Source organism: Glutamicibacter sp. NPDC055354, from assembly GCF_053644955.1.
In genome coordinates this window covers 1,302,820-1,325,150 of sequence record NZ_JBSHMB010000001.1, presented here as the reverse complement: position 1 = coordinate 1,325,150, position 22,331 = coordinate 1,302,820, and the positions used below count along the sequence as shown (strand labels likewise).

Sequence of the window (22,331 nt, the reverse complement as noted above, 5' to 3'; positions counted from 1 at the left end):
ATGGCCACTGAATACCGTTCGGTCCTGCTGGACCGTGCTGCTGCAGTGGAAGCTGGCGGCGTAGATGCCGGCGTCGCAGCCCACTACGGCGCTCCTACCCGCGAAGCTCGCAAACTCGCTGAGGGCCAGGCAATTGCCGATCTGAGCCACTTCGATGTTGTGGAGATCCGCGGCGAAGACCGCCAGAGTTGGCTCGATACGCTCAGCAGCCAGCGCATTTCCAGCCTGAAGCCAGGAGACAGCACCCAAACGCTGCTGCTTTCGGTTCAAGGACGCATTGAGCACGAAATGAAGGTGCTGGCCACCGCAGATCGCTTGCTGCTGATCGTTGAACCTGGTGCCGGAGCAGCGTTGGCGCAGTTCCTGAACTCAATGCGCTTCATGCTGCGCGTTGAGGTCAATGATCTTTCCGAGAGCTACGGCGTATTGGCGGCTACCCGCAAGATTGGCACTGCCGGGAGCCTGGTCTGGGAGAACCCATGGCCCGGAATCACCGACGGTGGTTGGGCCTATTCCCGTGAGGATCACCCGGGCAAGGAACGTCCGTGGTTCTTGCATATCGTGGAGTTGGAGCAGCTTGCCGTCGCAGTAGCTGACGAAGAGCTGTCAGGCATGATGGCTGTCGAGGCCTTGCGTATCGCCGCGTGGGAGCCGCGCTTCGGTGCCGAGATAGACGACAAGACCATTCCCCACGAGTTGGATTGGCTGCGTACCGCGGTGCACATGGACAAGGGCTGCTATAAAGGCCAGGAAACAATTGCCCGGGTGCACAACATCGGCCACCCGCCTCGTCGCATGGTTTTCTTGGACCTCGACGGTTCCATGCACACGCTGCCTGCCACCGGCGCCGAAGTGAAGCTGGGGGAGCGCACGGTTGGCCGGATCACTTCCGCGACTTTGCACTATGAAGCCGGGCCAATCGCCTTGGCCGTGGTCAAGCGCAACGTTGACCCGGAAGCGGTTCTGTCCGTGGTGGACGGCGAAACGAGCTACCCGGCAACGCAGGAAGTCATTGTGGCGACCGACGCCGGCCAGGTCGCTGGGCGCTTTACCGGGTTCCTGAGAACCCCGCCGCAAGGCTAAAGGCCAAAGAGAAGGGCGTGGGTTGGAATGCTGTGAACAGCATTCCAACCCACGCCCTTGGTGTATCTCCAGGCCTAGCCGAAGAGCACGGCGGCCTCTTCGTAGCGTTCCATGGGGACACGCTTGAGGTTGTTCAGTGCGGCACGCAGCGGTACGCGCAGCACCTTGGTGCCGTGCAACGCCACCATGGTGCCCCACGCCTCGGCATGGATGGAATCCACCGCAGCCATTCCCAAACGGGTGGCCAGGACACGGTCAAAAGCGGTGGGGACGCCGCCGCGCTGAATATGTCCCAGCACGGTTGCACGCGTTTCGATGCCGGTACGTTCCTCAATGACCGGGGCGAGCATCTCCCCGATGCCGCCAAGGCGGGCGCGTCCGAAGGAATCGAGACCACGTACCGAGAACGCTTCTTCCATGCCTTCTGGCACAAAGCCTTCGGCCACAACCACCAACGGGGCGCGTCCGCGCTCATGGGCTTCGTTCACCCACTGGCAGATCTGCTCCATGGTGGTGGAAACCTCCGGGATGAGCACCGCGTGCGCACCGGATGCCATCCCCGCGTGCAGTGCAATCCAGCCTACGTGGCGGCCCATTACCTCGGCCACCATGCAGCGGTGGTGGGAATCGCCGGTGGTGCGCAGGCGGTCAATGGCTTCGACCGCAATCTGGTTAGCGGTATCGAAACCGAAGGTGTAATCCGTGGCGTCCAAGTCATTATCGATGGTCTTGGGAACGCCAACGATAGGAAGGCCGGCTTCGCATAGGCGCTGGGCGCCAGCTAAGGTGCCTTCCCCGCCGATGGCAATCAGCGCATCGATGCTAGTGGATTTGAGAACCTTGGAAATGTTCTCCGCGCCACCAAGTTCCCCTTCAAACGCATTGGTGCGTGAGGTGCCCAAAATGGTGCCGCCTTGCTTGGCGATGCCACGCACAGCGGTTCGCGGAAGGTCGAAGAAGTCGCCTTCCTTGACGCCGCGCCAGCCGTCGCGGAAACCGACGAATTCGTCGTCGTAGCTTTTGATGCCATTCAGTACCGCACCGCGGATGACGGCGTTCAGACCGGGGCAGTCGCCGCCTGAGGTCATGATTCCAATGCGCATTGGCCCTCGCTTAGTAATGGGAAAGCCTTGTGCGACAGCTGGAGCGTGCAGGCCCCGTGATAACGCTGTAACAGCAAAGAGTTCCATTCGGATTTCAGTCAATATCCGCGCGCCATTGAGCATCTACTCTGCGTGCCATTGTACGTGCTTAAAGCCACTAGGGCGAGTCTCATGTCACGGAAGTGCACGAGCCTCGCCCTAGCCGGATAGCGATGCCAAGCATCGTTCCCGAGCAGGCCAGCCGGGAACGGTATTTAGAATTTGCGAAGCCAGTTCTGCAAGATGATGGTGTTGTCCTGCGCTGGGATCAGGATCCACGCCAGGATATATGCAGCAACACCCATTACCGGAAGCAAGAACGAAAGCAGTAGGGCGATACGCACCAAGGTGACATCCCACCCGAACTTGTCGGCGATGCCCCCGGCGACGCCACCGGCCAATCGGCCTGGCCCGCGACGAAGCGGCATGGAACGAAGCGAGTTGAAGAATGCGTCCATCAGAGAACTCCTAATTGTTGGAAAAGCTTGGAGGCTTAGAGATTGGGGTCGGTGGGAACCGGTGCTTCGGCTTCGGATTTGCGGGCCTTGCCGGCCGATGCCAATCCGGAGAAGATCATGGCTACGCCGGCCAAGGCGACGATAGCGATGAAGAACAGCGGCATGTCAAAGCTCCACTGCAAGACCAGACGGCTGAGCGATGCCAGGGCGACAACGATCAGAATCAGGCCGAAGACCAAGGTTCCGGTAGGGAATTTCCTAGCGGGAGTAGAAGAAGTATTCATGGGGCTCAGTCCTTAGAAATCCGTGTTGCTGGGGTTCAGGATGCTGGGATCATCCACGGTCGTGGAGAACGAGGAAAAAACTCCGTCTACTTGAATGGTCAGCATTGGTGCATTTCCCGGCAAGGACCGCCGGTCCTGCGGCAGTTCCATATCCATTCCGGAAAGGAATGCGCCGTCGGTCTCGATCTTCACCGGAACATTGTCCGGCAGCAGCAGATCCATTCTGGAGAAGACCGAATCGATCTCCACCGTGGTGGGTTTGGTGATACTGCCCAGATGGGTCAGGTCAACCGTTGAGCTGCTGAAAACAGCGCTGTATTGGCTGTCGCTGCCGGTAGCCGATCGAACGAACCCGCGGGCAGATTCCTCGAAAGACGTAGCAGAGAAGATCACCGTCAGGACCAGCAATGGAATGGCCAAACCCAACAGGCCTCCACTGGTTCGCCCGGAGAGGGCCGCTAGGACAATGGTGATGCCAACAAGCAACAGGCCGCAAGCCAAGGCCACGGTCCAGCCCGAACCAGGCAAGGCCACGATATCCAGGTAGTCGGCCAGCATGACCACGGCGACCACCAGCACGGTAACGCCGAAGACGGTGGTGCCAAGCCAACCCGGAATCGGGCGGCTGATCGGCTTGCGATTCGCCTTGGCACTGTAGGCCTTCGTGTATGCGGGATCCGGCGAATAGCTATTTTCGTACTGGCCCGCTGGACCAGAATCACCTGAATTCATGGGGTGCTCCTTCATCGGCGCATCCGGGTAGTTCGTCCCGAACCCGCTAGCTACGCTCGCATTGAAACTCTGGGTGCCGTCCTCACGCCAAGGATGCTCCAACGCGGTGCTCTTCTCGGCAGCCCTTGGCGAGGCAGCAGAGCTGTCACCGGTCGCTGCCGGATTGCGGGCTTGGTCCGGACGCGCAAACCGGGTGTTCTTCCTGCTGAAGATAATGAATGCGATAGCCGCAACAATAGCCAGGGGCCACAGGACCGGTGCCAGCGAATCCAAGAACCAGGGAGCAGGGAAGATGCCCAGCGCAAAGATGATCACCGCGCCAGTCATGCCGCTGGTCCAGTTCCGGTTCACGGCACTTTCCAGATGCATTTTGCCTCCCGCATCAGGAAGCAACGCCCAAGCCAGTCCATAGAGCACCATGCCCAAGCCGCCTAGGACACCGAGCACCACGAAGATGCCGCGGATCAGCACTACATCGACCTTGAAATATTCGGCGACACCAGTTGCAACGCCACCGAGCCACTGCGAGTCCTGGCGAGTGATCGGTGATTTGCGCAGCTGGTCGTAAAAGCCGCGACGACGTTGAGAGCCTTCGTTGTTCATAGTCCAATGTTCTCGTGTGGCAGGGGTCCCGCGCTATGAGGGGATACCCTGAACTTCCCCTAGGGGTGCCCCTAGATCCGGTGATCAACCGGGAAGAAACGACAAGAACGTGCTTGACTTAGAACTATGGAAAGTCCTGAACGGCGTTTGATGGTGCGCAGCGAGAACCGGCTAATCGCCGGCGTCTGCGGCGGCCTCGCGGAGCACCTGGGCATCCCGCTGGGGTACGTGCGTATTGGGTTCCTGGGATTGTCCGCACTGGGCGGCATCGGCATTCTGCTCTACGCGTGGCTTTGGGCATTCGTCCCGAGCGCCGAAGAGGCGCACGCTGACGAGCTTCGCTCCTGGGGCACCAGATCACGCAGCCTTGCTGAAGAAATGAACCGGGTGCAGCAAGGCATCTTCCGTCCACGCGAAGGTTGGGAAAGGAACTCCACCTGGCGTGACACGCTGATCGGTGCGGGCCTGCTGGCGCTCGCCGTCCTGGCTTATGGACAGTGGACCGGCTGGAATATCCGCTGGGATCTGATCTGGCCTACCTTGGGCGTGATTGCCGGTATTGTGCTGGCTTGGATCCAGTTCGATGAAGGTATCACCGAGCACAAGAAGCGCCCGTCATTGCCTTTCTTGCTGCGCCTGGCTTTTGGCCTGGTCCTGGTCATCGGCGGTCTGCTGGCCCTGCTGGGCAATACTGTCGGAGCCACAGACCTGCTCGGCGGCTTGTGGGCGGCCTTGGCGATCATTGTCGGCGCAGTCGTGGTGTTGCTTCCCTGGGGCACTCGGCTTTGGCGCGATTTCATCGCTGAACGGAGCTCGCGCCAGGCGGCGGCCCAACGTGCAGAGTTCGCGGCCCACCTGCACGACTCGGTCTTGCAGACCTTGGCAGTGATTCAAAAACGCAGTGAAGACCCAGCGGCGGTGAGAACCTTGGCACGCGTCCAAGAGCGTGAACTGCGCCAATGGCTGTACGGCAACCATGACCTTGATGATGAAGATGTAATCGTTGAGATCCAGCACGAGGCAAGCCACATCGAACAGCTGCTACTGCGTGATGTAGAAGTCATATCCGTAGGCAATGCTCAGGGCTTTGCCGGGCAGCAGGCACTGGTGGCCGCTAGCCGCGAGGCGATGATGAACGCAGCGAAGCATGCCGAGGGCAAGATTTCGGTATTCATCGAATGCTCGGCCGAACAAGTAGAAGTGTATGTGCGTGACCGCGGCACCGGTTTTGAAGTAGATGGAATACCGGCGGACCGGCACGGCGTCAGGGAATCAATCATTGGCCGCATGCAACGCGCAGGCGGCATGGCGCATATCCGGAGCGGTGAATCCGGAACCGAGGTGCAGCTGAGCATGCCACTGAACATGGAGGAAGAATAGAAACATGAACGCTGAGAACACCACCGAGAACTACCGTGTAGTGCTGGTGGATGACCACGCCATCTTCCGTTCCGGTTTACGTGCCGATTTGGCCCAGGACATCCAGATTGTCGGGGAAGCTGGCACCGTGGAAGGAGCCATCGAGGTGATCACCGAACAGCAACCGGATGTGGTGCTCCTGGATGTGCACCTGCCCGGTGGCCGCGGCGGGGGCGGGGCCGAAGTGCTCAAGGGGTGCACCGGGCTGCTGGGATCCACGCGTTTCCTGGCATTGAGCGTTTCCGACGCAGCACAGGACGTAGTGACGGTCATCCGTGCCGGTGCTCGCGGGTATGTCACCAAGAGCATTTCCGGGGCCGAAATTTCCGATGCAGTACGTCGCGTGGCCGGGGGAGATGCCGTGTTCTCGCCACGCTTGGCCGGGTTCGTCCTGGACGCCTTTGGCAGCAGCGGTCCGGTGGCAGAAATTGATGAAGAGCTGGATTTGCTCTCTGACCGCGAATTGCAAGTCATGCGTTTGATTGCCCGGGGATATAGCTATAAGGAAGTAGCCAAGGAACTGTTCATCTCGGTAAAGACCGTGGAATCGCATGTGTCCAATGTGCTGCGCAAGCTCCAGCTATCCAACCGCCACGAACTTACCCGTTGGGCTGTGGACCGCAAGATCCTCTAAACGGCACTGCGGCAAAGCACAGAAGCCGGGCAGTCCATCATGGACTGCCCGGCTTCTTTAGCGGCGCGGTTTTTCTACTTGGCTTCGCCCAGCAGCTTGGCCATCCGTGCGACGCCTTCTTCGAGATCAGCATCACCCAGTGCATATGACATGCGGATATAGCCGGAAGGGCCGAATGCTTCACCTGGAACGACGGCAACTTCTGACTGTTCCAGGATGAAAGCAGCAAGTTCTGCACTGGTGTTGTTCACAACGCCGCGGATTTCGCGACCCAGCAGGCCTCGAACATCCGAATACGCGTAGAACGCGCCTTCCGGAGTAGGGCAGTGCAGGCCGTCAATCGCGTTCAGTGATTCGACGATGGCCAAGCGGCGACGGTTGAAGGCAACCTTCATGTCGTTCACGGCATCCAGCGGCCCGGCAACAGCAGCCAGGGCGGCTCGCTGCGATACGTTGGAAACGTTCGAGGTGGCGTGGGACTGCAGGTTGGTGGCGGCCTTGATGACATCCAGCGGACCTGCCATCCAACCCACGCGCCAGCCGGTCATTGCGTAGGTCTTTGCCACGCCGTTGAGGATGACAACTCGGTCTTCGAGCTCTGGGACCAAGGTCGCGATGGAGCTGAAAGTTGCATCGCCGTAGGTCAAGTGCTCGTAGATCTCATCGGTAACAACCCACAGCCCCTTGGAAGCAGCCCACTGGCCGATCTCGCGGACCTGCTCCGGGGTGTATACGGAACCGGTGGGGTTCGAAGGAGAAACGAACAGCAGCACCTTGGTGCGTTCGGTCAGTACGGATTCGAGCTGTTCGACGGTAACCTTGTAGCCCTGCTCCGGGCCGGCAAAGACCGATACGGCCTTGCCTCCGGCGAGCTGGATGGCTTCGGGATAGGTGGTCCAGTACGGAGCCGGAACGATGACCTCGTCACCTGGATCAAGCAGGGTTGCGAAGGTGTTGTACACCGCCTGCTTGCCGCCATTGGTGACCAGAACCTGGTTGGCCTTGAGCTCGTAGCCCGAATCGCGCATGGTTTTGGCGGCGATTGCTTCGCGCAGCTCGGGAAGGCCGGCTGCAGGGGAGTAGCGGTGGTTCTTTGGATCCTGGGCCGCCTTGACTGCTGCTTCGACAATGTAGCCAGGGGTTGGGAAGTCGGGTTCACCGGCCCCGAAACCGATTACTGGTCGACCTGCTGCTTTAAGAGCCTTCGCCTTGGCATCTACTGCGAGAGTCGCGGATTCGGAAATTGCGCCGATGCGGCGAGAAATGCGAGACATTGGGGATTCGTCCTGAAGTCTATGGGGACAGCTGTTACACCTCAGTTTAGTTCGCAACCTTGCACTTCAGCATCACAATTTTGAAAATGACACAATAAGGTGCGCAACGGGGCGCGGGAATGCGTTCTGCGCCACACCGGAGGTTGTTAGTTCGACATTTCCGATTTCGTTGCGTAAAGTTATTTCTCGTTGCCGAGACATCGCAACGGACGAAGCTGAATGTTTTATCCGCTAAGATGTTCTAGGTGGGAGCGGTAAAAAGCTCCGAAGGGTAGTGGCGCAATTGGTAGCGCAGCGGTCTCCAAAACCGCAGGTTGCAGGTTCGAGTCCTGTCTGCCCTGCGCAATAGCGATTTATCGCTTAGCGAATTATCTCATCACGGTGTGTTGCAGTCGAATAGACTATGGCACACCGTGATTGTTTCAACTGGCCAAATTTTTGAAACGAGGAAGAACATGACCGAATCTGCTCTCAGCTCCGGTAAGGGTGGACAGAAGTTGGGTTTCTTTGCCCGGATCTTCTTGTTTTTCCGCCAGGTAATCGCAGAACTTAAGAAGGTCGTCACCCCGACCCGCAGTGAACTAGTGAATTATTTCCTGGTTGTTGTCGGTTTCGTGGTCGTGGTGATGCTGATCGTGACGGCCCTGGACTTCGTCTTTGGGCAGGGTTCGATCCTCCTGTTCACCAACAAGGTCGAACAGTAATTTTGTTGCCTCGGAGGTATGATTACCCCGAGGCAATTTAGTGTCATTCAGTCAAAGAAAGCAGGAGCTGCAGTGTCCGACAAGGAACTCGAACCGCAGATTAATGACGAGGTCGAAAACGAGTTCGTTGAAGCCGCCGGCGATCAGGTTGAGCCAGCTGTAGAAGCTGACGTCGACCCAACCGAAGCACCAGCACAGGACGCTGAAGACGCTCAGGTAATCGAAGGCGCAGCTGAAGAAGCTGAAGGCGAAGACAACGAAGCCGAAGCTGAAGAAGCCGAGGGCGAAGACAACGAAGCCGACGCTGAAGAAGCCGAGGGCGAAGACAACGTAGCCAAGCTCAAGGAAGAATTCCGCGCTAAGCTCCGTCGTCTTCCAGGTGACTGGTTTGTCATTCACACCTACGCTGGTTACGAAAACCGCGTGAAGGTCAATCTTGAGACCCGTATCCAGACCCAGGACATGGATGAGTTCATCTTCGATATCCAGGTTCCAATGGAAGAGGTCGTCGAGGTCAAGAACACTCAGCGCAAGATCGTTCGCCGCGTGCGCATCCCGGGCTATGTCCTGGTCCGCATGGAGCTGACTGACGCGTCGTGGGGTGTTGTTCGACACACTCCAGGTGTCACTGGATTCGTTGGCAACGCCCACGATCCAAACCCACTGAGCCTTGACGAAGTGTTCTCCATGCTTGAGCACACCATCGTTGATCCAGTAGAGCAGCCATCGGCGTCCAAGCCAGGCCGTGCTCCAATTACTGAGGTCACCGTGGACTTCGAAGTCGGCGAATCGGTTATCGTCAATGACGGACCGTTCGAAACGATGCCGGCAACCATCTCGGAGATCAAGCTGGATGCCGCACAGCTGGTAGTACTGGTTTCGATCTTCGAACGTGAAACCCCAGTGACCCTGAACTTCAACCAGGTCACCAAGATCCAGTAGTATTAAGTCTTCGTGCCCCGCATCGGTCGCTTATCGATGCGAGGGTACGCTTGGCTGTCGCGCCACGATAGCCAGATCCCCGTGCCACGCTCCTGTGCCACGGGAAACGCAAGAGTAAGAAGGACCCGACATGGCCCCAAAGAAAAAGGTCACCGGACTCATCAAGCTGCAGATCCAGGCAGGTGCTGCTAACCCAGCTCCTCCAATCGGTCCAGCCCTTGGTCAGCACGGCGTCAACATCATGGAATTCTGCAAGGCTTACAACGCAGCGACCGAGTCGCAGCGCGGTAACGTTGTTCCAGTTGAGATCACCGTATACGAAGACCGTTCGTTCACTTTCATCACCAAGACTCCTCCTGCAGCTGAGCTGATCAAGAAGGCAGCTGGCATTGCAAAGGGTTCGGGTGTTCCGCACACCGACAAGGTTGCTAACCTGACCCAGGCTCAGGTTGAGGAAATCGCCACCACCAAGATGGCTGACCTGAACGCAAATGACCTGGCTGCTGCAGCCAAGATCATCGCCGGCACCGCCCGCTCCATGGGCGTGACCGTAGAAGGCTAATCCCGCCTTCCGCTGTTCACACGCTGGATAGCACTCAAGAATTCAATCTAAGGCGAAACGGTCATCTGATCGATTCGCCCGTGGCAGGACCCCGCGCGGTCCATATGACCACGACTGCATAAGGAGAAAACGCAGATGGCAAAGCGCAGCAAAGCATACGTAGCCGCCGCGGCTAAGATCGATGCCGACAACAACGTCTACGCTCCAGCCGAGGCAATTGCCCTGGCTAAGGAGACCGCAGGCGATAAGACCAACTCGACCGTTGAGGTTGCTTTCCGCCTGGGTGTTGACCCACGTAAGGCTGACCAGATGGTTCGCGGTACCGTAAACCTTCCACACGGCACCGGCAAGACCGCCCGCGTGGTTGTTTTCGCTAACGGTGACAAGGCAGAAGCAGCTCGCGAAGCTGGCGCCGACTTCGTTGGCTCGGACGACCTGATCGAAAAGATCCAGGGCGGCTGGACCGACTTCGACGCAGCAGTTGCAACCCCTGACCTGATGGGCAAGGTTGGCCGCTTGGGTAAGGTACTGGGTCCTCGTAACCTGATGCCAAACCCTAAGACCGGCACCGTGACCATGGATGTGGCCAAGGCTGTAACCGACATCAAGGGCGGCAAGATCGACTTCCGCGTCGACAAGCACTCGAACCTGCACTTCATCATTGGCAAGGTTTCGTTCGACGCAAAGCAGCTGACCGAGAACTACGCAGCAGCTCTGGAAGAGGTTATGCGCCTGAAGCCTTCGGCTTCGAAGGGTCGCTACATCTCGAAGGCAACCATCGCTACCACCTTCGGTCCAGGTATTCCTGTTGACGCGAACGTAACCCGCGTTGAGGCCTAAGTCTAGTAGCTAACTAGCTTGGGGGAGCATGCCGATAATCGGCATGCTCCCTTCCTTTTTAAGCGAGGAATCTGCGCGATGGCCACGGCTGCTGGAAAGCGTATTCATGTTTCGTACCAGCCGGTAGCCGATGATAAGCTTTGACTACCGAGTATCTCGGTCATCCGCGTATGGATCCCCCAAGGCCCTACGCGGATGAGATACGAAAGTTTCCCCAAAACTTTTGTATCGGCGGGACTTACTACTAGCGTTCCCCAAGCGTTGGTAAATGAGTCCCGCCATTCTAATTTAATTCCCCTAGTGACCAGGATCATGAGATTGGCTCCGGCTTCGATTTGCTGTGGGCTGGAGTGCTCCTATAAACTAGAAATACCGAAGACCGTCGGTCGAGCATTTGGTTTCCAACTGCTCCTAAAGATCCGCAAGGATGACCAACGCAGGTTACATAGATTTTTTGACTTTGAATAAGTTGAAACGCCCTGTGCTCCTGCGCGGGGCTATTTTTATGGCCTCGCCGGTTTTGAAACGGTACCGAACAAATCCCCGGAAGGAGTGTTATGGCAACCCCAAGCAAGACTGCAGCGATTGAAGAAATCACCGCGGAATTCAATGATTCGTCGGCGGCTGTCTTGACCGAATACCGTGGGCTTACCGTTGCACAGCTCAAGGATCTGCGCCGCTCGCTTGGTCAGGAGACCAAGTACGCAGTCGTAAAGAACACCTTGACCGCAATCGCAGCGAAGAACGCTGGCATCGATGCTTTCGATGAACAGCTTTCTGGTCCAACCGCAATCGCCTTCATTAAGGGCGATGCAGTTGCTGCCGCTAAGAGCCTCACGGAATTCGCCAAGACTAACGAAAAGCTGGTCATCAAGACCGGTTGGTTCGAAGGTAAGGCACTGGACCAGAGCGGCATCGCTGCTTTGGCTGCGCTGGAATCCCGCGAAACTCAGCTCGCCCGCGTTGCAGCAGTGCTGCTGGCTCCAGCTTCCGCTGCTGCCCGCGCTGTCGAAGCTCTGCGTGCAAAGCTCGACGAGAACGGTGGCGAAGCTGCCGAGGAAGCTCCGGCAGAAGCCTAAGCTTTCGAGTTCTCTCGCAACGTAAACCCAAATTCATCGGCCCTCAAGGCCAAAAACCGAAAGGACGCCCACCATGGCGAAGCTCAGCAACGAAGAGCTGCTTTCCGCATTCAAGGAAATGACCATCATCGAACTGTCCGAGTTCGTTAAGGAATTCGAAGAGACCTTCGACGTAACCGCTGCTGCTGTTGCAGTTGCTGGTCCAGCTGCAGGCGGCGAAGCTGCTGCTGAAGAGAAGACCGAATTCGACGTAGTCCTCGAGTCGGCCGGCGACAAGAAGATCGCAGTTATCAAGGAAGTTCGCGCACTGACTTCCCTGGGCCTGAAGGAAGCTAAGGAGCTCGTTGACGCTGCTCCAAAGGCTCTGCTTGAGGGTGTTGCAAAGGACGCTGCCGAGAAGGCTAAGGAAGCTCTGGAAGCTGCCGGCGCTACCGTCACCGTTAAGTAAGTACAGCGGTCACTCGCAACTTATTGCCAAAGGTCCACAGACGAAAGTCTGTGGGCCTTTGGTCGTTAAGCTGGGAAGTCCATAGCAATTGTTTTATAACGTTTCTATTAACAGCGTTTATTCAAGTTCATTGTTTACAGTGAAAATGTGTCAAAAACCGTAGCTACCCAGAACCAGAAACCAGCACCGCGGCTAGGGCTCCTAGACGCATTGAGGATTACAGCTGCGCTAATTGTCGTCCTGTACCACTACACCGCATGGGGACATGATCACTGGGGGAGGCAGGCCGCAGAGTTCTGGCCAGTACTCTCCGAATTCACCCGCTACGGACAGCTGGGTGTGCAGTTGTTCTTCCTCATATCGGGCTTCGTAATCCTGATGTCCCTCCAGGGAAAGAACGTCATTGGTTTCATCGGCTCGCGTGTGGGCCGCCTCTACCCGGCCTACTGGCTCGCGGTACTCGCAGCAACAGTACTCTCGCTTGGGATCTGGCCCTCCGGCAACGAGGGACGCTCGGCCAGTGATATTCTGCCCAACCTGAGCATGATGCAGGCTGGATTCGGCGTCACCGATATGGACGGTGTCTATTGGACGTTATGGGTCGAGTTGCGTTTCTACGTGTTGCTCGCAGTGCTCTTGTCCATGGGCTTCGTGAAGAACAAGCACATCCTCTTGCTCTCTGCCATTTGGCCCGCTCTGGGCCTGTATCTGCATTTCACAAGCTTGGACAAGCTGCAGGAATGGATTGCCGGGCAGTATGCGGCCCTGTTCGCAGCCGGCATGGTGCTCTTCTTGATCTATCAAAGCGGCCACAGCATTCTGCGGTGGTCCATGGTCGCAGGCAATACTGCCATCGCCGCATTTTTCACCGGCATCAAGGGGCGCAGTGACGCGGACTTGCTCTCCGGGATGGATATCCCGGCCTGGCATTTCCAGCTGCTGACCGTCCTGTGCGTAGTTCTGCTGGCGGTGTGCACCCTGACTCCGCTCAAGAACGTCCAGGGCAAATGGCTGGCTGTGGCCGGTTCATTGACTTACCCGGTGTACCTGGTGCACCAGTTGTGGGGTTGGTGGCTAATCAACCAGCTGCACGGTTTCGTGAACAAGTACGTGCTGCTGGCCGGTTTGCTGGTGCTGATGCTAGGAATTGCCTACCTGGTGGCACGCTTCGTCGAGCAGCCGCTGGGTCTGCTGCTGCGCAACGCGACGATCAAGGGATTGACCAAGTCGCAGGCCTGGGCCAAGAAGGCATTGGCTAAGCCAGGGCTGGTTATTCCGGAGTCGAAATATCAGCAATCGTGGCATCAAATCCGCTAACCAAATCCTTGGCGCGAACCAGCAGTCCATGGGCTCGGTCCCCGCTGCCCAGTCCTATCTGTTCCGATACGGGCTCTTCGAAGACGCTGGCATCGATGTAGACAGGCAGTACCGTGTGCGAGCCAAAAGGCGTAATGGTTCCGCTCTCGTAGTGCGTGACATCCCAAGCGATATCTGAAGATGGCAGGGAGAGCTTATTGACGCCCATGACTCCGCGCAGCTTCGCCCAGTCCAGTTTCCGCCCGCCGGGGATCAGCGCGAAGACAAAGGTGCCGTCTGTGCGTTTGATAACCAGCGTCTTGAGCAAGGCCGAGGCCGAGATTCCCAAGGCGTCCGCAGCCTCTTCCAGCGAGCGGACCTTGTCGCGCGGCACAATCTCGATTGGGATGTTCCGGCGCGAGGCGTCCAGGGTAACTCGGGTCAGTGCTTCATCTGACTGCAGCTTATTCACTTCGTCTCCTAACCGTGGATGTTTGCTCGATCATAGCTAGTGGCGAAAGAAGAAGCCACCGGACACACGAGGTCGCAAAGGCTTATATCTGCTGGGGGAGCGTGTAGCTTCAAGCCTCCCGGATACCCGGAAAAAAATCTCCAAGAACGTTCGCCATGCGGCTGAAGCGGAGAAAAATTGGGGTTTCTGATGCCTGCTGAGGAGAATGTGACAGAAAGCATAACGTTGCCTGATGCCCGGAATCCGGAGACTGCGTTCAGCGGGCCGAGACCTTTGGCAATTCGCAAGAATCCGCGAAAACAAGGGCATCAGTTGGGAAAATGCATGCACTTTTCGGTGCGCGGTACGACCGGGTTGCGCGCTGGCGCGGTGCTTGGAAACCTGAGTGGCAGCCCGCGCGAAAGTGGGGGCGAAAACTATAGCACGAATTTCTGCACCGAGTATCGACAACCGGATTTTCCTCCGGTAGAGTAGAAATTTGCGCCTTACTGTTTGCGCGCGCGGCCTTCATATAGCGGTGGGTTCGTGCGGACGAAAAAAGAGGAACTGTCCTATGGCGGGAACCTTAGCACGGTAAGCGTTCGGAAACCTGACGGTCTTTGGAAGGATCCATCTTGGTCGCCTCGAGCAACCCTAACAACCAAACCGCTAGTTCGGCTCGCGATGCTGCATACGCTGGCCGACTTTCTTTTGCAAAGATTCACGAACCCCTTGAAGTGCCTAACCTGCTGGCATTGCAGACCGAGAGCTTTGACCGCCTCGTCGGCAACCAGAACTGGGTAGAGCGCCTGGCCAAGGCAGAAGCCGCTGGTGACTTCAGCGTGCCCAACACCTCGGGCCTGGCAGAAATCTTCGAGGAAATCTCCCCAATCGAGGACTTCCAGGACACCATGTCCTTGAGCTTCTCGGATCCGGAGTTCGCTGATCCTAAGTACTCGATCGCAGAGTGCAAGGACCGCGACGCCACCTACGCGGCACCGCTGTATGTCAAGGCCGAATTCATGAACAATGAAACCGGCGAAATCAAGCAGCAGACCGTGTTCATGGGCGATTTCCCGCTGATGAGCGAAAAGGGCACCTTCATTATCAACGGCACCGAGCGTGTCGTTGTGTCCCAGCTGGTTCGCTCCCCAGGTGCGTACTTCGAGTCCACGCCGGACAAGACCAGTGACAAGACGATCTTCTCGGCACGTATCATCCCATCGCGTGGTGCATGGTTCGAGCTGGAAATCGACAAGCGCGACCAGATCGGCGTACGCCTTGATCGCAAGCGCAAGCAGTCGGTCACCGTCTTGCTCAAGGCCCTTGGCTGGAGCGAAGAGCAGATCCTGTCCGAGTTCGGCCAGTACGATTCGATGCGCGCAACCTTGGAAAAGGACAGCATCAAGGATCAGAACGAAGCCTTGCTGGACATCTACCGCAAGCTGCGTCCAGGCGAGCCTCCTACGGTTGAGGCCGCCCAGGCACTGCTGAAGAACATGTACTTCGAGCCTAAGCGCTACGACCTGGCAAAGGTTGGCCGCTACAAGATCAACCGCAAGCTGGGCGTGGAGACTCCGGTCAACGCCGAGAACGCTTCGGTGCTCTCGCTGGACGACCTGGTAGCGATGATCCGCTACCTCGTTGCGCTGCACGCAGGCGAGAAGACTGTTCAGGGCACCCGCAAGGGCGAGATCGTTGACGTTCCCGTTAACGTCGACGACATCGACCACTTCGGCAACCGCCGCATCCGCGCCGTGGGCGAACTGATCGAGAACCAGGTCCGCACCGGCCTGTCCCGCATGGAGCGTGTTGTGCGCGAGCGCATGACCACCCAGGACGTCGAGGCGATCACCCCGCAGACCCTGATTAACATCCGCCCTGTCGTGGCTGCCATCAAGGAGTTCTTCGGAACCTCGCAGCTTTCGCAGTTCATGGACCAGAACAACCCGCTGGCCGGCCTGACCCACAAGCGCCGCTTGTCGGCTCTGGGCCCAGGCGGCCTGTCCCGTGACCGCGCAGGCATGGAAGTACGAGACGTCCACCCGTCCCACTACGGACGCATGTGCCCAATTGAAACCCCTGAAGGCCCGAACATCGGCCTGATCGGTTCGTTGGCTACCTACGGACGCATCAACTCCTTCGGCTTCATCGAAACCCCGTACCGCCGCGTCGCCAATGGCGTCGTGTCCAACGAGGTCGACTACCTGACCGCCGATGACGAGCTGCAGCACTACATCGCACAGGCCAACGCGCCACTGGATGAGAACGGCCGCTTCGTTGAAGAGACCGTTCTGGTTCGCGAAAAGGGCGGTGGCGGCGAGCCTGTTATCGTCGACTCCGATGAAGTGACCTTCATGGACGTTTCGCCGCGCCAGATGGTTTCGGTGGCAACCGCGCTGATTCCATTCCTCGAGCACGACGATGCCAACCGCGCACTGATGGGCGCCAACATGCAGCGCCAGGCTGTGCCGCTGCTGAAGTCCGAGCGTCCGCTGGTGGGTACCGGCATGGAGAAGTTCGCCGCGGTTGACGCCGGCGACTCCGTTGTCGCCGCCAAGCCAGGCGTGGTCACCGAGGTATCCGCTGACCTGGTTGTCGTCATGAACGATGACGGCACCGAGTCGATGTACCCGATCATGAAGTTCGCCCGCTCGAACCAGGGCAACGCCTACAACCAGCGCGTTCGCGTGTCCGAAGGCGACCGCCTGGAATACCAGTCGATCATCGCTGACGGTCCTTCGACCGACTCCGGCGAGCTCTCGCTGGGCAAGAACCTGCTCGTGGCATTCATGTCCTGGGAAGGCTACAACTACGAGGATGCGATCATCCTCTCCCAGCGCATGATCTTCGACGACGTGCTCACCTCGATTCACATCGAAGAGCACGAAGTCGACGCCCGCGACACCAAGCTCGGTGCCGAGGAAATCACCCGCGACATCCCGAATGTCTCGGAAGACATCCTCTCCCAGCTCGATGACCGCGGCATCGTCTACATCGGTGCCGAGGTCGAGGCCGGCGACGTGCTGGTAGGCCGTGTCACCCCTAAGGGCGAGACCGAACTGACCCCGGAAGAGCGCCTGCTGCGTGCCATCTTCGGTGAGAAGTCGCGCGAAGTGCGCGACACCTCGCTGAAGGTTCCGCACGGCGAGTCCGGCACCGTCATTGGTGTTCGCATCTTCGACCGCGACAACGACGATGACCTTTCCCCTGGTGTCAACCAGCTGGTCCGCGTCTACGTTGCCCAGAAGCGCAAGATCTCGATCGGCGACAAGCTCGCAGGTCGCCACGGTAACAAGGGTGTCATCTCGCGCATCATGCCGCTGGAAGACATGCCATTCCTGGAAGACGGCACCCCGCTGGATGTCATCCTGAACCCGCTAGGTGTGCCAGGTCGTATGAACGTCGGCCAGGTTATGGAAATCCACCTGGGTTGGGCTGCCAAGCAGGGCTGGAAGATCGAAGGCGAGCCTGAATGGGTCCGCGATCTGCCGAACCTGCCACGCGAGTCCGGTTCCACCACCGTGGCAACCCCGGTCTTCGATGGCGCTTCCGAAGAGGAAATCCGCGGCATCCTGGATTCGACCAGCAAGACCCGTGACGGTGTGCGCCTGATTGGCAACTCCGGCAAGGCGAAGCTGTTCGACGGCCGCTCCGGCGACCCGCTGCCGGATCCGGTTTCCGTGGGCTACATGTACATCTTGAAGCTCCACCACCTGGTGGACGACAAGATCCACGCCCGTTCCACCGGTCCATACTCCATGATCACCCAGCAGCCACTGGGCGGTAAGGCCCAGTTCGGTGGCCAGCGCTTCGGCGAGATGGAAGTTTGGGCACTGGAAGCATACGGTGCCGCTTACACGCTGCAGGAAATCCTGACCATCAAGTCGGATGATATCCACGGCCGCGTGAAGGTCTACGAAGCTATCGTCAAGGGCGAGAACGTTCCAGAGCCTGGTGTTCCAGAATCGTTCAAGGTGCTCATCAAGGAAATGCAGTCGCTGTGCTTGAACGTCGAGGTACTCGGTACCGACGGCAACACTATCGAAATGCGTGAGTCGGACGAGGAATCGTTCCGCGCCGCTGAAGAGCTGGGCATCGACCTTTCACGGTCGGAGCCGAACTCCGTAGAGGAAGTGTAATCTGGCGCCCTGCCTGCAGGACCTGCAGGCAGCGGCGGCAAATTCCCACCCTCATTCGTATCGACTTCAGACACCACAGAAGAGAGAAAAGGACCATATGTCCAGCGATTCCTCATTCGGCCTCATGCGAATCAACCTTGCCACCGCGGATGAAATCCGTGGATGGAGCTACGGCGAGGTCAAGAAGCCGGAAACCATTAACTACCGCACCCTGAAGCCGGAGAAGGACGGTCTTTTCTGCGAAAAGATCTTCGGCCCTTCCCGCGACTGGGAATGCTACTGCGGCAAGTACAAGCGCGTGCGCTTCAAGGGCATCATCTGCGAGCGTTGCGGCGTCGAGGTGACCCGCGCGAACGTACGCCGTGAGCGCATGGGCCACATCGAGCTGGCAGCTCCTGTGACCCACATCTGGTACTTCAAGGGCGTTCCATCGCGCTTGGGCTACCTGCTCGATCTGGCTCCGAAGGACCTCGAAAAGGTCATCTACTTCGCTGCCTACATGATCACCGGTGTCGACGAAGCACGCCGCCACGCCGAAATGCCTAACCTGCAGGCCCAGCACGACCTGGAACTGCGCAACCTTGCGAACAACTCGGAAGCTGACAAGAAGGCTGTTGCAGCCGACCTGGAAGCCGAGCTGGAGCGCATGGAAGCTGACGGCGCCAAGAATGCCGAGCTGAACAAGGCCCGCACCTTGGCCGAGAAGACTGTTCTGCAGATCGACAAGCGCGCCAAGGCCGAAGCCGAGCGCCTGCGTGCGGTCTGGGAGCGCTTCAAGAACCTGAAGGTCGCCGACCTCGAAGGCGACGAAGGCCTGTACCGCACCATGCGTGAGAAGTACGGACTGTTCTTCGAAGGCTCCATGGGTGCAGAAGCTATCCAGAAGCGCCTTGAGAACTTCGATCTGGCGGCTGAAGCTGAAGAGCTGAAGACCATCATCGAAAACGGCAAGGGCCAGAAGAAGGCTCGTGCGCTCAAGCGCCTGAAGGTCGTCAACGCGTTCCTTGTCAACGGCAACTCGCCTAAGGGCATGGTCCTTGACGCCGTTCCGGTGATCCCGCCAGAACTGCGCCCGATGGTCCAGCTCGACGGTGGCCGTTTCGCTACCTCGGATCTGAACGACCTGTACCGCCGCGTGATCAACCGCAACAACCGCCTCAAGCGCCTGCTTGATCTCGGTGCGCCAGAGATCATCGTGAACAACGAAAAGCGCATGATGCAGGAAGCTGTTGACTCGCTGTTCGATAACGGCCGTCGTGGCCGTCCGGTGACCGGGCCAGGCAACCGCCCGCTGAAGTCCCTGAGCGACATGCTCAAGGGCAAGCAGGGTCGTTTCCGCCAGAACCTGCTGGGCAAGCGCGTTGACTACTCGGGCCGTTCGGTCATCGTTGTCGGCCCGCAGCTGAAGCTGCACCAGTGCGGTCTGCCAAAGCAGATGGCCCTGGAGCTGTTCAAGCCTTTCGTGATGAAGCGCCTGGTTGACCTCAACCACGCACAGAACATCAAGTCGGCTAAGCGCATGGTCGAGCGTTACCGCCCGCAGGTTTGGGATGTTCTCGAAGAGATCATCACCGAGCACCCGGTACTGCTCAACCGTGCACCTACCCTGCACCGCTTGGGTATCCAGGCCTTCGAACCACAGCTGATCGAAGGCAAGGCCCTGCAGCTGCACCCATTGGTTTGCGGCGCGTTCAACGCTGACTTCGACGGTGACCAGATGGCAGTCCACCTGCCGCTGAGCCCAGAAGCACAGGCTGAAGCCCGTATCTTGATGCTGTCCTCGCACAACATCTTGAAGCCTTCCGATGGCCGCCCAGTGGCACAGCCTTCGCAGGATATGATCATCGGCTTGCACCACTTGACCACCAAGCGTGCAACCGAAAAGGGCGCCGGCCGCGTGTTCGCTACCGTATCCGAGGCCATCATGGCCAAGGATCTGGGCGAACTGCACCTGAACGCACCGATCAAGGTCCGCGTGGAGAACTTCGTTCCTTCCGCAGACCAGCCAGCCCCTGAGGGCTGGGAGCCAGGTACCCCGGCATTGCTGGATACCTCGCTTGGCCAGGTGCTGTTCAACGACACCCTGCCTGCGGACTACCCATGGGTAGCCACCGTAGCGGGCAAGGATGCGCTCTCGGAGATCGTCAACGATCTGGCAGAGCGCTACCCGAAGATCATTGCCGCAGCTACCCTGGATAACCTGAAGGACGCCGGTTTCTACTGGTCGACCCGCTCGGGTGTCACCGTGGCGATCTCGGACATTACCTCGAACATGGATAAGGCAGCCATCTTGGCTCCTTACGAGGTAAAGGCCGCCAAGGTCCAGGCTTCCTACGACAAGGGCCTGATTGCAGATACCGAGCGCCGCCAGGACCTGATCGACATCTGGACCAAGGCTACCGACGAGGTTGCCGAGGCAATGAAGAACGGCATGGAAGAGCTGAACACCATTAACCGAATGGTGACTTCCAAGGCTCGTGGTAACTACCTGCAATTGCGTCAGATCGCGGGTATCCGTGGTCTGGTGTCCAACCCTAAGGGTGAAATTATTCCTCGCCCGATCAAGTCTTCCTACCGTGAAGGCCTGTCGGTTCTGGAGTACTTCATCGCGACCCACGGTGCCCGTAAGGGCCTGGCGGATACCGCGCTGAAGACCGCTAACTCGGGTTACCTGACCCGTCGTCTGGTGGACGTTTCGCAGGATGTTATCGTTCGCGAAGAGGACTGCGGCACCAAGCGCGGCTTGACCGTTGCCATTGCAGATAACTCTGCCGGCATCCGCGTCAAGCACGAGACCGTGGAGAACTCGGCGTACACCCGTACGCTGGCTACCGACGTCAAGAACACTGAAGGCACCGTGCTGGCTACCGCCGGTTCGGATGTCGGCGACGTGCTGATCGACGAGCTGTACGCTGCAGGCGTGGATGAAATCCGCGTTCGCTCCGTGCTGACCTGCGACTCGGCTGTTGGAACCTGTGCTCTGTGCTACGGCCGTTCGCTGGCCAGCGGCAAGACCGTGGACATCGGCGAGGCTGTTGGCATTATCGCCGCGCAGTCCATCGGCGAGCCTGGTACCCAGCTGACCATGCGTACCTTCCACACCGGTGGTGTAGCGTCGGCTGACGATATCACCCAGGGTCTGCCTCGTATCCAGGAACTGTTCGAAGCCCGTACCCCTAAGGGTGTGGCTCCGATGTCCGAGGTTTCCGGTCGCGTGTCGATCGAAGACGACGAGAAGCAGCTGCGTGTTGTAGTGACTCCGGACAACGGCGACGAGAAGCAGGCCTACCCGGTTCTGCGTCGTGCTCGCCTGTTGGTTGAAGAGGGCGAAAGCATCGTTGCCGGTACCCAGCTCACCAGCGGTACCTTGGATCCGAAGCAGGTTCTTCGAGTCCTCGGCCCACGTGAGGCACAGAAGTTCCTGGTCCGCGAGGTCCAGGATGTGTACCAGTCCCAGGGTGTGGGCATCCACGATAAGCACGTGGAAGTCATCGTCCGCCAGATGCTGCGCCGCGTCACTGTCATCGAGTCGGGCGAGACCGACTTGCTGCCAGGCGAGTTGGCCGATCGTTCGCGCTTCACCGCGGCGAACCGCAAGGCTGTCTCGGAAGGCAAGCGTCCAGCTGCCGGCCGTGACGAGCTGATGGGCATCACCAAGGCATCGCTGGCCACCGATTCGTGGCTGTCGGCTGCTTCCTTCCAGGAAACCACTCGCGTCCTGACCCAGGCTGCGATGGAAGGCAAGGAAGATCCACTGCGCGGTCTGAAGGAAAACGTGATCATCGGTAAGCTGATCCCGGCCGGTACCGGTCTGGATCGCTACACCCAGGTCAACGTCGAGCCAACCGATGAAGCAAAGGCAACTTTGTTCACCGGCACCTCGGCCTTCTCCTCGGGCCTGTACGACGATGCGCTGGAAGGCGGGCTGTCGCCTGAATTCCGTGCCATCTCGATGGATGACTACGATCACGGCTCGGACTTCCGCTAAACCGGAGAAGCCCGAATCGAGCAGTAGCTAGCCGGCAGGGCCCGTTGCACGCAGATGCGTGCAACGGGCCCTGCCGCATTTAAGCTGTTTCGCTTCTGTTCACCCTCGGGACACGCAATTATCACCGGTGCATGAAAAAGTTCAGTTGCCGGAGCGATGCGTTCCATGGGACGCCTTCCACCCATGCGGCGCGGCCGAGCCGGCCAGACCTCGGGGACATCAGCAAATTCCGCTCCCGTCGCCGATTGAT

At 58.7% G+C, this 22,331-nt stretch carries 18 protein-coding genes and 1 tRNA gene; 13 read left to right on the top strand and 6 right to left on the bottom strand.

The genetic code is table 11. From position 1 onward, the window contains the following. On the top strand, positions 1–1,083 hold the full coding sequence (gene ygfZ / locus ACWICV_RS06160) for a CAF17-like 4Fe-4S cluster assembly/insertion protein YgfZ (RefSeq protein ID WP_133833615.1): 1,083 nt from the start codon (positions 1–3) through the stop codon (positions 1,081–1,083). A gap of 74 nt (positions 1,084–1,157) precedes the next feature. On the opposite strand, the gene ACWICV_RS06155 is transcribed toward ygfZ, so the two are convergent. The 4 genes from ACWICV_RS06155 to ACWICV_RS06140 all read right to left on the bottom strand — a co-directional run bounded on the left by ACWICV_RS06155 (position 1,158) and on the right by ACWICV_RS06140 (position 4,302). Continuing rightward, entirely contained in the window at positions 1,158–2,186 is a 1,029-nt protein-coding gene (locus ACWICV_RS06155) for a 6-phosphofructokinase (protein WP_400288553.1), read from the bottom strand. A 254-nt stretch (positions 2,187–2,440) separates the two neighbouring features. Beyond that, on the bottom strand, positions 2,441–2,683 hold the full coding sequence (locus ACWICV_RS06150) for a PspC domain-containing protein (RefSeq protein WP_105656871.1): 243 nt from the start codon (positions 2,681–2,683) through the stop codon (positions 2,441–2,443). A 35-nt stretch (positions 2,684–2,718) separates the two neighbouring features. After that, entirely contained in the window at positions 2,719–2,967 is a 249-nt protein-coding gene (locus tag ACWICV_RS06145; RefSeq protein WP_400288551.1) for a hypothetical protein, read from the bottom strand. 12 nt (positions 2,968–2,979) lie between these two features. Then, positions 2,980–4,302 (bottom strand): PspC domain-containing protein, encoded by a 1,323-nt coding sequence (locus ACWICV_RS06140; RefSeq protein WP_400288549.1) that lies wholly within the window; start codon positions 4,300–4,302, stop codon positions 2,980–2,982. A 126-nt stretch (positions 4,303–4,428) separates the two neighbouring features. Here ACWICV_RS06140 and ACWICV_RS06135 point away from each other — a divergent pair, with 126 nt between their 5' ends. Together ACWICV_RS06135 and ACWICV_RS06130 are read left to right on the top strand one after the other, a co-directional pair. Next, entirely contained in the window at positions 4,429–5,682 is a 1,254-nt protein-coding gene (locus tag ACWICV_RS06135) for an ATP-binding protein (protein WP_400288547.1), read from the top strand. A 4-nt stretch (positions 5,683–5,686) separates the two neighbouring features. Further along, positions 5,687–6,355, top strand: coding sequence for a LuxR C-terminal-related transcriptional regulator (locus tag ACWICV_RS06130; RefSeq protein WP_133833619.1), 669 nt, complete (start codon positions 5,687–5,689; stop codon positions 6,353–6,355). A gap of 74 nt (positions 6,356–6,429) precedes the next feature. Here ACWICV_RS06130 and ACWICV_RS06125 read toward each other — a convergent pair whose 3' ends face one another. Then, positions 6,430–7,629 (bottom strand): pyridoxal phosphate-dependent aminotransferase, encoded by a 1,200-nt coding sequence (locus ACWICV_RS06125; protein ID WP_400288545.1) that lies wholly within the window; start codon positions 7,627–7,629, stop codon positions 6,430–6,432. A gap of 268 nt (positions 7,630–7,897) precedes the next feature. Between ACWICV_RS06125 and ACWICV_RS06120 the strand changes: the two genes are divergently transcribed. The 8 genes from ACWICV_RS06120 (at position 7,898) to ACWICV_RS06085 (ending at position 13,521) form a co-directional block, all read left to right on the top strand. Beyond that, positions 7,898–7,970, top strand: a tRNA-Trp gene (locus ACWICV_RS06120). A gap of 114 nt (positions 7,971–8,084) precedes the next feature. Continuing rightward, positions 8,085–8,333: a preprotein translocase subunit SecE gene (gene secE, locus ACWICV_RS06115; RefSeq protein WP_038992215.1), complete on the top strand. Its 249-nt coding sequence runs from the start codon at positions 8,085–8,087 to the stop codon at positions 8,331–8,333. Between the two features lie 72 nt (positions 8,334–8,405). Beyond that, entirely contained in the window at positions 8,406–9,275 is an 870-nt protein-coding gene (gene nusG / locus ACWICV_RS06110) for a transcription termination/antitermination protein NusG (RefSeq protein ID WP_332487099.1), read from the top strand. Between the two features lie 130 nt (positions 9,276–9,405). Next, complete coding sequence (gene rplK, locus ACWICV_RS06105) at positions 9,406–9,837, top strand: 50S ribosomal protein L11 (RefSeq protein WP_105657674.1); 432 nt, start codon at positions 9,406–9,408, stop codon at positions 9,835–9,837. Between the two features lie 135 nt (positions 9,838–9,972). Beyond that, a complete protein-coding gene (gene rplA / locus ACWICV_RS06100; protein WP_105661540.1) occupies positions 9,973–10,677 on the top strand; it encodes a 50S ribosomal protein L1 in 705 nt (234 codons plus the stop codon). Positions 10,678–11,234: 557 nt separating this feature from the next. Beyond that, positions 11,235–11,756 (top strand): 50S ribosomal protein L10, encoded by a 522-nt coding sequence (rplJ, locus tag ACWICV_RS06095; protein ID WP_105657672.1) that lies wholly within the window; start codon positions 11,235–11,237, stop codon positions 11,754–11,756. A 73-nt stretch (positions 11,757–11,829) separates the two neighbouring features. Next, on the top strand, positions 11,830–12,204 hold the full coding sequence (rplL, locus tag ACWICV_RS06090) for a 50S ribosomal protein L7/L12 (RefSeq protein WP_133833621.1): 375 nt from the start codon (positions 11,830–11,832) through the stop codon (positions 12,202–12,204). A 147-nt stretch (positions 12,205–12,351) separates the two neighbouring features. Next, positions 12,352–13,521 carry an acyltransferase family protein gene (locus ACWICV_RS06085; RefSeq protein ID WP_400288541.1) on the top strand — a complete coding sequence of 390 codons (1,170 nt, stop codon included), beginning with the start codon at positions 12,352–12,354 and terminating at the stop codon, positions 13,519–13,521. Here ACWICV_RS06085 and ACWICV_RS06080 read toward each other — a convergent pair. Further along, positions 13,475–13,972: an aminoacyl-tRNA deacylase gene (locus ACWICV_RS06080; RefSeq protein WP_105657669.1), complete on the bottom strand. Its 498-nt coding sequence runs from the start codon at positions 13,970–13,972 to the stop codon at positions 13,475–13,477. The two genes, ACWICV_RS06085 and ACWICV_RS06080, sit on opposite strands and share 47 nt — an antisense overlap. Before the next feature lie 614 nt (positions 13,973–14,586). On the opposite strand from ACWICV_RS06080, the gene rpoB reads away from it, so the two are divergent. Together rpoB and ACWICV_RS06070 are read left to right on the top strand one after the other, a co-directional pair. Further along, a complete protein-coding gene (gene rpoB / locus ACWICV_RS06075) occupies positions 14,587–18,093 on the top strand; it encodes a DNA-directed RNA polymerase subunit beta (protein WP_388022745.1) in 3,507 nt (1,168 codons plus the stop codon). Positions 18,094–18,190: 97 nt separating this feature from the next. Beyond that, complete coding sequence (locus tag ACWICV_RS06070) at positions 18,191–22,081, top strand: DNA-directed RNA polymerase subunit beta' (RefSeq protein WP_400288537.1); 3,891 nt, start codon at positions 18,191–18,193, stop codon at positions 22,079–22,081. The last annotated feature ends 250 nt before the right edge of the window (positions 22,082–22,331 follow it).